At 44.6% G+C, this 13,340-nt stretch carries 13 protein-coding genes; 5 read left to right on the top strand and 8 right to left on the bottom strand.

What is annotated here, in order from left to right:
* Positions 1 to 18 precede the first annotated feature (18 nt).
* From AOA63_RS06295 to AOA63_RS06285, 3 genes are all read right to left on the bottom strand, one after another.
* Complete coding sequence (locus AOA63_RS06295; protein WP_053958900.1) at positions 19 to 1,452, bottom strand: APC family permease; 1,434 nt, start codon at positions 1,450 to 1,452, stop codon at positions 19 to 21.
* A 753-nt stretch (positions 1,453 to 2,205) separates the two neighbouring features.
* Positions 2,206 to 2,583 (bottom strand): hypothetical protein, encoded by a 378-nt coding sequence (locus AOA63_RS06290; RefSeq protein WP_053958899.1) that lies wholly within the window; start codon positions 2,581 to 2,583, stop codon positions 2,206 to 2,208.
* Positions 2,584 to 3,287: 704 nt separating this feature from the next.
* The gene (locus AOA63_RS06285; RefSeq protein WP_053958898.1) at positions 3,288 to 3,941 is read right to left on the bottom strand and encodes a hypothetical protein; all 654 of its coding nucleotides are present in this window, start codon (positions 3,939 to 3,941) and stop codon (positions 3,288 to 3,290) included.
* A gap of 376 nt (positions 3,942 to 4,317) precedes the next feature.
* Here AOA63_RS06285 and AOA63_RS06280 point away from each other — a divergent pair, with 376 nt between their 5' ends.
* Genes AOA63_RS06280 through AOA63_RS06270 form a run of 3 tightly spaced genes read left to right on the top strand, consistent with a single transcriptional unit; the run spans position 4,318 to position 6,946 of the window.
* A complete protein-coding gene (locus AOA63_RS06280) occupies positions 4,318 to 4,752 on the top strand; it encodes a MarR family winged helix-turn-helix transcriptional regulator (protein ID WP_053958897.1) in 435 nt (144 codons plus the stop codon).
* A complete protein-coding gene (locus AOA63_RS18860) occupies positions 4,752 to 5,720 on the top strand; it encodes an arsinothricin resistance N-acetyltransferase ArsN1 family A (RefSeq protein WP_242848368.1) in 969 nt (322 codons plus the stop codon). The genes AOA63_RS06280 and AOA63_RS18860 overlap by 1 nt, the downstream gene beginning before the upstream one ends.
* Complete coding sequence (locus tag AOA63_RS06270; RefSeq protein WP_053958896.1) at positions 5,717 to 6,946, top strand: hypothetical protein; 1,230 nt, start codon at positions 5,717 to 5,719, stop codon at positions 6,944 to 6,946. Before AOA63_RS18860 ends, AOA63_RS06270 begins: the two co-directional genes overlap by 4 nt.
* Before the next feature lie 91 nt (positions 6,947 to 7,037).
* Here the strand turns inward: AOA63_RS06270 and AOA63_RS06265 are convergent, their stop codons facing one another.
* Positions 7,038 to 7,319 (bottom strand): hypothetical protein, encoded by a 282-nt coding sequence (locus AOA63_RS06265; protein ID WP_053958895.1) that lies wholly within the window; start codon positions 7,317 to 7,319, stop codon positions 7,038 to 7,040.
* Positions 7,320 to 7,663: 344 nt separating this feature from the next.
* Between AOA63_RS06265 and AOA63_RS06260 the strand changes: the two genes are divergently transcribed.
* On the top strand, positions 7,664 to 8,377 hold the full coding sequence (locus AOA63_RS06260) for an MBL fold metallo-hydrolase (RefSeq protein ID WP_053958894.1): 714 nt from the start codon (positions 7,664 to 7,666) through the stop codon (positions 8,375 to 8,377).
* 101 nt (positions 8,378 to 8,478) lie between these two features.
* Here AOA63_RS06260 and AOA63_RS06255 read toward each other — a convergent pair whose 3' ends face one another.
* From AOA63_RS06255 to AOA63_RS06240, 4 genes are all read right to left on the bottom strand, one after another.
* A complete protein-coding gene (locus tag AOA63_RS06255; RefSeq protein ID WP_053958893.1) occupies positions 8,479 to 9,180 on the bottom strand; it encodes a class I SAM-dependent methyltransferase in 702 nt (233 codons plus the stop codon).
* Between the two features lie 47 nt (positions 9,181 to 9,227).
* Positions 9,228 to 10,355 carry a cysteine desulfurase family protein gene (locus AOA63_RS06250; protein WP_053958892.1) on the bottom strand — a complete coding sequence of 376 codons (1,128 nt, stop codon included), beginning with the start codon at positions 10,353 to 10,355 and terminating at the stop codon, positions 9,228 to 9,230.
* Between the two features lie 536 nt (positions 10,356 to 10,891).
* Positions 10,892 to 11,107, bottom strand: a complete 216-nt coding sequence (locus AOA63_RS06245) for a hypothetical protein (protein ID WP_053958891.1) — start codon at positions 11,105 to 11,107, stop codon at positions 10,892 to 10,894.
* 570 nt (positions 11,108 to 11,677) lie between these two features.
* Complete coding sequence (locus AOA63_RS06240; RefSeq protein WP_053958890.1) at positions 11,678 to 12,580, bottom strand: DMT family transporter; 903 nt, start codon at positions 12,578 to 12,580, stop codon at positions 11,678 to 11,680.
* 174 nt (positions 12,581 to 12,754) lie between these two features.
* Here AOA63_RS06240 and AOA63_RS06235 point away from each other — a divergent pair, with 174 nt between their 5' ends.
* Entirely contained in the window at positions 12,755 to 13,333 is a 579-nt protein-coding gene (locus tag AOA63_RS06235; RefSeq protein ID WP_053958889.1) for a CGNR zinc finger domain-containing protein, read from the top strand.
* Positions 13,334 to 13,340 lie beyond the last annotated feature (7 nt).

The raw sequence follows: 13,340 nt of genomic DNA, 5'->3' as shown, positions 1-13,340 counted from the left end.
TTATGAAATAGTTGGCAGTCATTTTGGTTTCTTAGGTGCTGCAGGAGCGGGCAATCCCAAACGATGTTTTTGGGCAGAGGTCACACGTCTACTGACTTTGACAATGTAAATTACGGAAGGAATCAGGACCAAAAGCCAAATAACGGCCGAAAGGCTTAAAGGATAGGCGATAGGCCAAACCGACTCATAAAGCACCCACCAGAACAGAACAATAGCCAAAATGGGGAGCACAACATGTTGAAGAAAATGTGATTGTTGATGTTCTTTGCGAAACAGCCTCATTAATGAAATATTCATAAGCGTGTGGGCGGAGACTAAACCAAATAATACGGCCGTCGTCATGACATTGAAGGCTGTGCTGGGACCAAGCCATGAGGCAATACCTATTCCCGTAAACACAGCAAATCCGGCCAGGACGCTTACGCTGCGAGCTGGGGCTCGGCGCCCATTAACTTGCGCAAAACCGGTGTGGATGAGTTCATCTCGCCCAATGGCGTAAAGAACTCGAGAGGAACTTGTTAATAGCGCAATGCTATCCGCTAAGGCACTATTAAGAGCTAAAATGACTAAGGATGCGGCACCAATCGGTCCTAAATACCGGAAAAAAACGGTCACACCGGGTGCATTGGCGGTAGAAAAGGAATTCATGCGAAACATTCCCCAACCAACAGTTAAAGCATATGCTGACAACGTTAAGGCGGCGCCCGTCAGCGTTAAAGAGACTAACGCAGCTTTTCCAATTAAGCGTCCACGCTGGGTTTGAACGGCTTTGGTTTCTTCACCCAGAGAACTATGACTGCCAATGCCAATAAAACTAGTAATAGCAAAGACCATACCCAATGACACGCCTCGAATACCCACAGAACCAATTTCAAAGGGCCGTAGGGGAGTGGGGGGTGCGGCCTTAATCATTATGATAATAGACGCCACGATCAGAAAACTGATTTCGATAAGACTGGTTGTGGCAAGCACTTTGATACTCGGTCGAATACCCATGACGGCCAAGAGCCAAGGGACGCCAATAAAAAATAAGATGGCAAAAAGCCAAAATTGGTGCGGCAATACGATGTGCAAACGTGCTGCCAGACCGGGTAAGAAGACTCCACCAATATAGACAGGAATGCCTGCTACACTGAGAGTTTGATAAAAAATGACCATAAAACCGGTAAGTAATGATGCCTTAGGGCCCAATCCTGCCGACACATAGCTATAGTAGCCACCAGCAGATGCCCGGTCCTTAGATAAATGGTATAACGTATTCACTTCAATAAACATGAGGGCGAAAGCCAGCAAATAGGATAACGGTAGTGCCACTAACGCAAAGGCCGCTCCCGCCGTCATAAATGCCACCACGTCACAACTCGGTGCCATGCCCGCTAAGCTCTGACTTACCAGGCCCCAAAACCCTACGACATTGGCGTGTAACTCATTATCCACAGGTTTCCGGTCCAAAATTTGCAAGCCTCCCAGGTTGTTTCTATATCAAATGCAAAAAATATGCATAAGCTAAGTATAGTCTGTTAGAATAAAATTGCCAAGAAAACGACGCCATAACCATCGACGCATACACTAAAAATTATTCCCCTTTTGGTTAGTACTCACTAGTAGCATGGGCTTCTCGTTGGTTGTCGAAAGATTTATTCCCACGATCAAATTCCGTTAGCATGGCTCAAAAGAAATAGGCTGTCTGGCCGATAGCCATGGTCGAAGCCATTCAACTGTTGAGATAATTCCGCAAAAATGGTCAATAAGAACGCCATTACTGCGGGGTGTTGAACAGAGTACAACGATCAAACGTGATTGCACAAAGAAGATAACAGGTGTACTAACAAGCACCAACCAATGCATCAGCAAGTGGGATAGGGCGCACAAAACAATTGGAACGACGATTGTTCTAGAATTCCGGCATAATACACCAACAGCAGGGACGCCATTCCGTCCCAAACGAGAGTACCTTAAATGCGCTTATATTATTTTAATCCGGTAAGACAATCAGGAAGTGCAATTTTGAATTGCTTATGAGACCTCTGGGAGTATGGGTTTGACTGCCATCACCTTATACAGCGAGGCAACGCTGCACTATTTCCAACGTGATACGTGAGCCCGTGATTCTTCACTCTTTGAACTGTTGAAATTACTAGGACAATGCAAAGAGGCGAGGGCGGGTTTTGGCATCGGTAAGTTTTATGTGAAACGCGGCAGCCGTTAGTGGCTACGTAATGGTTGTCCGTACCATGAAACCGGAGGAGGGGGATTGTAATATGAAAAATCGGGCGTCAAAACAACCCAAGCATCATAGCGAGTCCCAAAGTAATATTGATTGTCAGCTCCTGAGTAATAGAGAGGCGGTCGACCAACGGTAATCCATGCTAATTGTTGGTTGGCAGGGCAGTAAGACAACAACGTCGCTTCCTTTTTGAGGAGCGGCGAGGACAAATGAGAGAATAACCCAGGAATCGGATGGGATAAAGGCGTAGAAGGCTGAGAGGAAGCCTGATGAGAGGAATGAAAGAAAAATGGCCACAAATACGCAATAAGAGAAACGGCGAAAAGAAAAGGAAGCACTACATTTGAGCGAGACATTCTATCACTCTCCTTGACTCAGAAAAGAAATGGAATTAAAAATCCGAGACAGAACCACCTCATTCAATCCATGAAATGAGATCCATTCGGACCCCGGCCAATGGGCTAGATCCTAACACGCTCTACGCAGACATTTTGGATCTGGCTCCCGCAATATTTAAGTGGGTACCCAAACTATTGGTTCCGTGCCAAGCGATTAGCCAAAGTGATTTATATGATCCGCAATGCGTTGCCCAACCGGGTAATGAATGTTGCGGCTATAACTGTCAATAATCAAGTGTAAAAAGAATTACTGAAAAGGACGACCATACCATGCGGGGAACGGGGAGGGATTGAGCATACTAACGAAATCTGGTGTTAAAACCACTGAATCCGTGATATTATTTCGAGACCCGCCAAACTCCTCAAAATAGTAATACTGAAATTGAGGCGACCAGTAAACCGGGGGCCTGCCACTATCTACCCAGGCTTCTTGTTGGGAAGGTGGGCAATAAGAAAGAAGAACAGCTTCTTGATCGATGAGGGCAGTACCGTGGCGAGGATATAAGTCTGCAATAGGATGAGGACCATACGGATCATTACGAGAAACATGCGCATGAGGATGAGGGGAAGGAGAATGAGAAAAAAAAAGGAACCATGTAAATCACTAGACCTATGAGAACTCCAAGAGTGGTCATGAATAAAGAGCGAGACATACCATCACCTCACGAAGAAAATGAAACCGATCCCCAGATATTCGAGAGAACGACCACATTCGGACCCGAAAAACTGACCCATTCCGCACCCGATTGGGACGGCGTTGTATAGACCTCACCCCACACACCAGAAGAACAGCGGAAGGGATAAATAGGAGCGTCTGAGTTAGTTGTAATGCCACATCCCGCATTCAGAGCGGCATTCGGATCAAAGGGCGAATTCTGATTGAGTACATTATGATTGGAACCATAGGCGGCAGACCAATGAAACGTTACGCGATTCGCACCGGACGGACTCGTCCAGGTCAAAGAACCCCCAGATCCACCCCCAAAGTTAACGACAGGGGATGGATTCCAATTGGTGGGGATCTCCATTGATCCGAACGTAGAGCCGTTAAATTGGATAGGAATAGTCTGATAAGAAATCGAACTAGATGATGGCGCGCTAGCTTGTTGAGAACTGGATGATGGAGGACTGGACGACGGCGAGGAAGAAGAAGGAGACGGCGACGTCGAAGGAGAAGGAGAGGTAGATGGAGAATGGGAAACGGGTCCGGCGGCGACGGATCGGGGAGCGTGATGATCTCGCGAAGCCAACACGCCAAGTCCTGACCCAATGATAAACGCGGCACCCGTTGCAATGGCAAAGACACACCGTTTCATGCGTTCTCATCCTCTTGATTATGATTTATATAAGTTTACGACCCTATGAACGATATAGCGATTACAGGCGTTACGGTCAAGCGAAAATTAAAAAATAAACTATCCCAATTAGTTGTGAATTACATAAAAAATTTCCATAGACCGAACCGTTTCATTCACGAAATACCAAATCTCATAATGATTAGAGGGTCTATGAGTCCGATAAGAGAGATTATGTAAACTTCCTATGGGTTTTTTGCTTGAAATTCGTCACAACTACCAACACAATAGTGATCTTCATCATCAGGAAAATATTATATAATTGTATTATACAGTTATTGTAAATCTTACTTATATGGAGTTTGTTCCACTATATTCACAAACGGGAGACAAAAATATGTCGCAGAAGTCCATGCATATCTTACGTCGTATTGCGCGACGTTTTTCCCTAATTCAACGTAAAACATGGGCTTGTTGTACCCCAGCTTCGGAGACACAATGTTTAATTCTTACAGAACTTGATATGGAAGACGGCTTATCTATTCGAGATTTGGCTGAACGACTAGGAAGTGATCCTCCATGGATTAGCCGAGTTGTTGAAGAATTACGGCAGCGTGGATGGGTTAATCGCACACAGGATTTGCGGGACCGCCGATTTGTGAAGATTCAACTTACCCCGGAAGGTCGTGTCGAGGCCCAGCGCTTGCAAGAGGTGCTCAATGCTCAAGCTGAAAGTCTTCTAGGAGGTTTATCTCCTCAAGAGCATAACCAGTTATTAGAAACATTAGAATGGCTAGCCCATCGTTTGGAACAAGAGGAGGAACCCCATTGATGGATGGCATAGCGATTGAAGAACAACAAGGATTTACGGTTGAAGATACCGAAATTCGAGAGTTATGGAGTTCAGCTGGTCTCCCCTTTCCTTCTGGACCTTGCAAGCGTCAGTGGTTCATCTTGACAACGACTGACAATCGTCACGTGGGCGTTATTGGGGTGGAACCGTATGGATCTGCTGCGCTTCTTAGATCTTTAGTAGTGTCGCCGGAATATCGAGGTAAGGGATTAGGAAGTAAACTCGTATGGTATGCTCTCGGTCAGTTGCAGGCAACCAATGTTCAAACGGTGTTTCTTGTGACGGACACCGCTGAAAAATTTTTTCGTGAATGGAACTTTGCTGTCGTTGGCCGAGAAAAGGTCCCGGCACCGATGCGGACTGCCGATGAATTTTCGGGCGCGTGTCCGCACACCGCGACAATTATGCAACTGTCATTATTACATCCTCTGGTTCGAATAAGGCGCGCCCATCTTAGTGACTCACCGGCCATCGCACGTATTTATAATCAAGGAATCGCTGATCGCGTTGCGACATTTGAGACAGCTATGAGAACAAGCGAAGAACGGCGCCAATGGCTCCAAGCGCGTTCAAATCGGTATGCCGTTCTGGTAGGCGAAACGATGGATAATCACGTCGTAGGGTGGTTATCTCTCAATCCTTTCAGTACCCGTCAGGCATATCATGCAGTGGCTGATATTTCGATTTATGTGGAACGTAATCTGCGGGGACAAGGCATTGGCAAACGGCTATTACGCACCGGAATCGAATGGGCACGTGAACATGAATTCCATAAATTGGTATTAACACTCTTTCCGGAAAATGAGGCAGCACGGCACTTATATCTTCAAGCAGGTTTCCGTACGGTAGGTATCCTCCATGAACAAGCCCAACTAGAGGGACGATGGCGCAATACAGAACTGATGGAATATCTTATTTTACAATCAGGAGATGGCATAAAGCCGTGATAGAAGTAAAAATCATGCAGCGAATAGGATGGTTAGCTGCTGTAAGTACATTCGCGGACGTTACAACTCCGCTCATTCTTCCCTGGTACGGATATGATTTGAGTCATTCTTTATCAATCATGGCGATGATGTTTGTAGCCGAGGCTCTAGTGCCATTAATTGTAGGATGGCTATTGTCCTCTTACATTAGCCATACGCAGGCGGGAGACTTGTTTCGTTTTGGCCAAGGAATTCGTGCGATTATTTTCCTGGTATTACTGAGCATACCGCTTGATCAGAATTCATGGATTGTAGAGGTGGGACTAACTATATCGGCTGGCCTTAACGGATTCGGGAGTGTGATGGCCGAGGCTGCGATGCAGACTGCGCTGCCAGGACAAGGTCCCCATCTTACAGAGCAGGCAAACCGTCTACAACGTGTCATAATGATCGTTCGGGTTGTCGGTGCCCCGACTGGGGGACTTCTGATGGGATTAGTTGGCTCTGTCGTAACTCTAATGATTCTTGCTGGACTGTCAGCCATTTCCGGATTTTTGGGACCCTTATGGATTCCCCAATCAAATACCAGTTTGATTGTCGGTCGGAAAATGACTTATGCACACAATGGACTAACCCAACTATGGCGCATGCCGGTGTTGCGCTCGTTAGCAATTCAAGCGATGATTGGAAATTTGGGATGGACGCTTGTGATGAGCGGTTTTCTGTACTATCTATTGAACCGCTTGCATCTCGCTTCACAAGCTGTTGCTATGGTTTATTTGTGTATAGGCATTGGAAGCATCGCTGGAACTGTCGTGGTTATCCCATTACTTTCGCGATTTAGACGTGGCCAACTCTATCCATTGTTTTTAAGTGGAGGTTTGCTGGGTCTGCTTATTTTACAATGGAATACTGCTTGGGCTGCTGCCATTGGTGAAGCCCTCGTCGGATTATGCGATACGGCGTGGGTGGTACTTAGTGTTGGGGTGCGATTAGAACTTCTAAAACCGGAACAACGCAATAGTGTCTTAACCGCATCCCGACTTTTGTCGAATATGTTCATCCCTATAGGAGGAGGAATCGTCGCGTTCTGGGGTATCCGGCTGGGATTCCCTACATTATTTGCCATGGCTGCGATGATTAAGGCCATCGAAATCGGCTTTGCTAAAATGACCGAAGTTGGTCGTATTGATGACGGGTCATGTTGTGCAATCATGGGAATGCGACGAAGTGTGTCGTCATTATAGTTATACAAATTGGAGCCATCGTCCATTTACCTATTGCGCTTCGAAAGGAAGAGTTGACATAGATTTTTCTCTAGTATTTTGGTATGCATTCTCAGAACGTTTGTGATAGAAGGTAAAGATTAGCTGTAATGGAGTATTCATCTATTAGCCACCGAATTTCTGTCCACATAAAATGACTGTCACCCCACCGTTTTCCTTCAATGATGCAAGTTAATATCATATCGTTAAAGAAAATTGTTTGGGCTAGAAAAATCATGACTTTGGCAAAATTGGGGCTACCAAAACGTCGGATAAAGGACCGCGTTACGACGTAGCAAAAGTCAGTCGTAGACTCGCGGTGCTTAAATAGCCCCCAAATTCCAATGCGTTTCATGTAGGGCTCCTGCTCATTGTCGAACGAATGGCTTCTGACGGCTTGGGGACACAACGAGATCCACTCTGAGTGTTCCTTTACAAACACATCCAAAATGTAGATGTTAATATGTATAAAGATCCCCCTATATCTTCACTCACGCTAAAGGGGCTTTTCATGACTCAAAAAAGCGTTCACCAAAGACCTGTTCCAACGACCTGTTAACGCAATAACTGGCCTGATTAACCTGTAGTCGAAAAAAGAGTAATGACCGCAATCCGGTGTCCTGAAAATATTTTTGTAACATTGATAATCATGAGTTTTAGACAGCCAGGTCGTATTATCAGGTAAAAGGAGTGTCCGAGATGAACAATATGCCATTCGTAATCTCAAAAGTCGCTGATTCAGTCTTTGGTATCGCGCTGTGGGACTCGTCATGGAATTCATACAATAACTGCTATGTCATCAATCGAGAAGGAAAGACGCTTTTGCTCGATTGTGGCAAGCGAGAGCAAAGCAATCAGTTGGTTGAGGCTTTGAGAGAAATCAATGTGCATCCCGATGATGTCGATGTCTTCATTGCGACTCATGGACACATTGATCATATCGGTGCAACCGCTACTTTTAGGAGGGCAGCAAAATGGATTCACGCTGATGATTGGGATCGCTTGTCAGAGGAACAAACAAGCGAATTCAATAAGCTTGATTCTGACATAGGCGTAATGTATGGACTCTCCTTTCTCCGAGTGGGACATCACACGAACGGATCAATAGCCATCTACGACGTCAATACGCGTTGCCTGTTCTGTGGGGATTATATTTGCTTTTTTGGCGCTAAGCTTGTCGACAATAGCCTAGTGACATTTGGTAATGATCTCCGAAAGAAATACCATGCTTTTGTAATGGCCTGGTCACAATCTCCAGAAAACCGCAACAAGTATCATTATGAGAGTTTTGCTTGCGGCCTTAAGGTGATATCTTCTTTCAAAGAAGCCATATTTTTGGCAACAGGGCATGGTCCTATTTTACACAATAACATTATTGATTTTATCAACGAATTAATATCAATAAATAATTAAAATGAAACTGGGATGTTTTACCTTGATGGCCTATAGCGACTTGGAATCATTATCACGCTTTAGGTCTCGCCTACTTTGTACAGTACGTCTTTTGGATCTTTTCACAGGCTGCCACAATCTTTTCGATCAAATCGTAATCCAATGAAACCTGCTTTGTCTAACGGCCATGTTTTTCGCCGTTGAGATTCTATTTCCCAAGCAGTATCTAAATTAGTAAATTCGTTGGGACTGACATAAAGCCCACCTTCAATGCGGACTGGAAAGCAATGTAACAATTCATAAAGTTCTCTTACGGTCCAAAAATGAGCATGACGATAAACGGTTGATGGATCCGTCTTAGCTCGTATTTGATAATATTGTGCCCAAGACCCTAATCGCTGAATAAGGCCTATGACCAATCGGCCTGACGGCCTTAACACACGCAGTGTTTCTTTTAGGACCTGAGGTGCATCCTTTACGAACTCCAAAGTCACTTGAATCAACGCGCCATCAAAAAGTCCATCTGAATAAGGAATGCAACTGATATCTCCGGAATCATATTTAACAGTTCCTGAAATGACAGATTTCATTCGAGCCCGTTCGAGCATGGATTCTGACTCATCGAGCCCGATGACATGACAACCAAATGATGCCAAGGCTATACTGTATTCTCCCGTACCGCAGCCTAGATCAATCCACAATTCATCAGGCTGAGGTGAGCTCAGGGTAAGAATAATCTCCCGTTCCACTTTGTTGATAAATTGGCCTAATGGTGTATTGCAAAAGGCTTCGTAACGCGGCACAACATCATCAAAGAGACTCATAAATATTGTCACCTCAACGCCAAACAGGTTTTATGGGAATCTATCCATCAATTCCGTGATCTGATTGCTTGAAGGAGAAGATATGCAGCGCGAGAAATTTCTCTGGCAGTTGTTTGCCTTCCCAAACTAATACGCACCAAACCGCGGGCCAACTCGGGTGGAAATCCCATTGCCCGTAAAGTTGGTGCGCCTTCATCTGTTAACGAATGACAAGCTGACCCTGTGCCAGCTCGCAATTCGGGACATGCCGCTAATATCTCTGCTCCAGTCCATCCTTCTATGGCAAATCCCAGAGTATTAGGCAACCGCATCGTCGGATGTCCAAATACATGGCATTGTGATATGGATGACATTAAGTCATTTTGAAGTTGATCACGGAGAATAGTCTGTTGTGACGGGCCGTCATGATTAAGCCAATCGCTAGCTAATTGTGCAGCGACTCCTAGACCAATGATTCCAGGAACGTTCTCGGTTCCACTTCGTTTACCTTGCTCTTGGCCACCTCCCCATACCCATGGAGAAAAATCTAATCCGGGCCGTATAAATAAAGCCCCTATCCCCTTAGGCGCATAGACTTTATGGCCAGCAACAGTGAGCAAATCGACATCCAGAGACGGTACGTTCACTGGAATTTTGCCAATAGCTTGAGAAGCATCGGTATGTACAAGAGCTCCTACCCTGTGTGCGCGTTGGGCCACTTCTGCGATAGGTTGAATAGTACCAATTTCATTATTAGCCAACATCACACTCACTAGGGCTGTTCGTTCATCCAATAGGGTATCTAAATCTTCTATGCGAATCATGCCATCCTCATTAACAGGAATGACGCGTATTTCTGCACCTTGTGTTTGAAGGGCTAATGCCGTTTCCATTACCGATGGATGCTCGATGGCTGAAATCACTATGCGACGGCGCTTTCCCCTCCAATACCACAAGCTACGCGTAAGGGCCCAGTTATTACTTTCTGTTCCACCACTTGTCCAAATAATTGACTCACTGACTGTTCCGAGCAGTGTCGCCAGATTGGACCGTGCTTTAGACAAGGCTACGCTAATTTCTCGGGCCTCCGAATAGGAAGAAGACGGATTATAAAATTTGTCAGTAAAATAAGGGAGCATGGCTGTAAGTACTTCAGAGGCAACCGGAGTTGTTGCATTGTAATCTAAATAAATCATTGGAAGAATTTCCCTTCTTTACTGTAATTAATAAAATGATATCAAATAATTCGCTGGGTTCTTCACAGGCTTATTGGATTTGTGAGGCAAGCAGATCGGTAACCGTCTTAGTTGAAAAAGCCCTATGCCATAGAGGAGCAAAGAAATAACAACAATTAACCTACCACAATTGTACCATCTCAATGTGGCTCAGCGACAGGAACATAATGGAGTTGGAGTGGTTCTGCTCAAATCAGGGAAACCGAGCCAGTTCCACTCGTCAACAAGCTTCGAGGCATTGGGCATGGCGTGTATGCACATAAAAATGAGTTTTGGTACTTAAGTAATCCTTGAGTAAATTCGCCCGAATCTAACACTACAGTGGATTCTCCCTGTTTCTTGAGTACATCTCGCTCATAATCGTGCCAAGACACGGGTTCCTCTTTGATAAAGATGGAGATACCACAGTTGTTTGTTGTCGAGCGGGGCTGTGTATGATTCAGCTTTTGAATTTTGAAGAGGACGATCACATTGCCGCCGTGGACTTTAAAAGACTATCATAGACGAAATATTCCGAAAAGAAGGCCCGAAATTAGTTCTAAGCGGAAAGCTTGCCAATAACGTAAGCGGGTCCACCCAAATAGTTCAGGCATAGTAGCATTCCATACCCACATTAGCAAAGCGGGAATACCAAATGTTAAAACAAAAAGGATAACTAAACCGACAATACCGATAGAAAAAGGACTAAAGAACCGAGATCCGATAAGAGTCATTGATTTCACTCCCTGTCTCGTTTATATGATTTATTGAAAATCGTTTGCTGTTTGATCCTTTGTATACCTCAAACACGATCTTTGGTCTCATTCTCACAGATGCTGTTGGTGAGAACTTGATGTTTTCATTGAAAGGAATTGAAAGAAATTATCAATTCCATCTTATCTCAAAGTTTTCTTTCTTGTCAGCAATACCGCATGGATGGTTGCAAAGGTTGGTTTTATCTTTAATATATTTTAAATTGCTTTCAACAATAACTGAGTATTCCGAAAGTATCAAGAAACGCGGAACTTAATAAGATAAGCGCGACACAGTAATAAATTTAATAGCAAAAGGTTTGCTTGACCCTGGACCCATCTGCAATGTTCCGCGCGACCATTGACCTTGCATCACAGTCAAGACAAATTCCTTAGACATATAACATTTGAGCGGTAGAAGAACTCACGTGATATGGTCTATTGGCCGGACAAAACGGCATCCAAAAAGAGAGCAAAGGCACCTAATACGAACACGCTGGCAATTTAGATTCACCTGAGATATGGATAATCTTTTCTATGTTATGTAGACACTTAGGTATCAGAGCTAGTTCGTGATGAGGTATTTAGCCCTCCATGCTGACTAAGGACCCTCCGGTTGGCTAAAAAGAGCCCAAACATAACCAATATACTGGCAATCATGTCGTAGAAAGTGAGAGCTTCGTGGAGAATGAGAAAACCCAGAACATAGCCAATAATGGGTGTGAGAAGAAGCCACATACTCGCTTTAGCCGCACCTTGCCGTAAAAGGCGGAACCACAACAACATCGCACCAATGGACACAGCTCCTACTAACCACAACAGCGAGCCCCACCAGTCCCCATTCCATTTGATGGGCTTAGAAAAACTCACAAGAAGCGCAATCGGCCAAAGAAATATAGCTCCCCAAATTAATTGCCAGATATTGATGATGATAGTAGAGCCAGGAATTCCAACATGATGAAAATAAATACTTCCTAACGCCATTGCCATTTGCCCCCCAATGACTAAAATTAGACCCCATAATGGCGTGTGAACATGAGTTAGGGCTTGCCATGATCCTATGCCAAGCCCTAGGACAGCGACTATGAATCCCCACCATTGTGTCCGTCGAATTGTTTTTTTAAGCCATGTGAATTCCAGAATTAAAACAAAAAATGGATTAACCGCGACAAATAAATTAAAAAGTCCTGCAGGTACGACCTGAAGAGCCATGAATGATGCGCCTAAATAAAGCGTTGTATTAAGAAACCCAATCATAGCCAACGCGCCCATTTGTTCGCGCTTTGGCCAAACACCTCGGTGCAATAGCCCATTGACGGCTAGTAGTATAAGTCCTGCTAGGCTAAAACGTATCGCGGCCAACATCAGCGGCGGTCCGGATTTGAGACCAAATTTAGTAGCAACAGAAGCCGAGGACCATAAAAAAGTATAAAGCAGAGCAAGAAACGTTTCCATGGAGTTCGGGCCCCTTTTGATAACATTGAGGTTTCTCATAATCATCATGATATCAATATAACCTTTTAATTTATGTTGTCCAGTTAGAATTTAATTTGTCAATCTGGATATTTTTGGCCTTATAATGAAAGAGCGAAAGTGATTGACAGACTATGACGAAAATAAGGGCGTCTCATGAAACAACCAGACTTTACCAATCTAGGAGATCATTTGGTTCTAAATTTTCTTAACACGCTGCAACATTACCGGGGACAGGAAATAGATCTGATTGACTCACCGTCCCACCTTGTGCAATGGATTCTCTATATGGAACAGCACCAATGGTTATCGGCTAGTCAGCGCGAGCGGCTGATAACTCAAGGCACCTGGGATTTGACCCAAGTGCAGCAGTTTCGGCAGTATGGGCGAGCATTTCTTGGCGGAAGTGCATCGAGAGTATTGTTTTTTAACTATCTAAGCGGTGTATCGCAACAATGTCCGTTAACCTTTTCTCTTGTAGATCATGGTACCCATGTTGAACGCATTGCTGTTCCTAATCGCGGTGGCACCGCTGGTTTGTTATCGCTGTTATCGTATGACTTTATGGGATTGATAACGAGTGATATGCTTTCTCGTACAAAACAATGTGAAAGTTCGCGATGTATAGCGTACTTTGTCAACCGAAGTGGCAAACGCAAATGGTGTTCGATGGAGACATGCGGAAATCGGCAAAAAAGTTTGCGGCATTATAAGCGGCGTTATACCTCACATTGAAGTCATT

This window comes from Sulfobacillus thermosulfidooxidans (assembly GCF_001280565.1).
Taxonomy (GTDB): Bacteria; Bacillota; Sulfobacillia; order Sulfobacillales; family Sulfobacillaceae; genus Sulfobacillus; species Sulfobacillus thermosulfidooxidans_A.
The sequence above is the reverse complement of the archived record's forward strand: the minus strand, read 5'-3'. Positions and strand labels throughout refer to the sequence as shown.

Bases quoted from the DNA above. Each gene is read 5' to 3' on its own strand.
- AOA63_RS18860 (WP_242848368.1), top strand. From the start codon at position 4,752: ATGGATGGCATAGCGATTGAAGAACAACAAGGATTTACGGTTGAAGAT.
- AOA63_RS06265 (WP_053958895.1), bottom strand. From the start codon at position 7,319: ATGAAACGCATTGGAATTTGGGGGCTATTTAAGCACCGCGAGTCTACG.
- AOA63_RS06240 (WP_053958890.1), bottom strand. From the start codon at position 12,580: ATGGAAACGTTTCTTGCTCTGCTTTATACTTTTTTATGGTCCTCGGCT.
- AOA63_RS06235 (WP_053958889.1), top strand. From the start codon at position 12,755: ATGAAACAACCAGACTTTACCAATCTAGGAGATCATTTGGTTCTAAAT.
- AOA63_RS06290 (WP_053958899.1), bottom strand. From the start codon at position 2,583: ATGTCTCGCTCAAATGTAGTGCTTCCTTTTCTTTTCGCCGTTTCTCTT.
- AOA63_RS06255 (WP_053958893.1), bottom strand. From the start codon at position 9,180: ATGAGTCTCTTTGATGATGTTGTGCCGCGTTACGAAGCCTTTTGCAAT.
- AOA63_RS06245 (WP_053958891.1), bottom strand. From the start codon at position 11,107: ATGACTCTTATCGGATCTCGGTTCTTTAGTCCTTTTTCTATCGGTATT.
- AOA63_RS06260 (WP_053958894.1), top strand. From the start codon at position 7,664: ATGAACAATATGCCATTCGTAATCTCAAAAGTCGCTGATTCAGTCTTT.
- AOA63_RS06280 (WP_053958897.1), top strand. From the start codon at position 4,318: ATGTCGCAGAAGTCCATGCATATCTTACGTCGTATTGCGCGACGTTTT.
- AOA63_RS06250 (WP_053958892.1), bottom strand. From the start codon at position 10,355: ATGATTTATTTAGATTACAATGCAACAACTCCGGTTGCCTCTGAAGTA.
- AOA63_RS06285 (WP_053958898.1), bottom strand. From the start codon at position 3,941: ATGAAACGGTGTGTCTTTGCCATTGCAACGGGTGCCGCGTTTATCATT.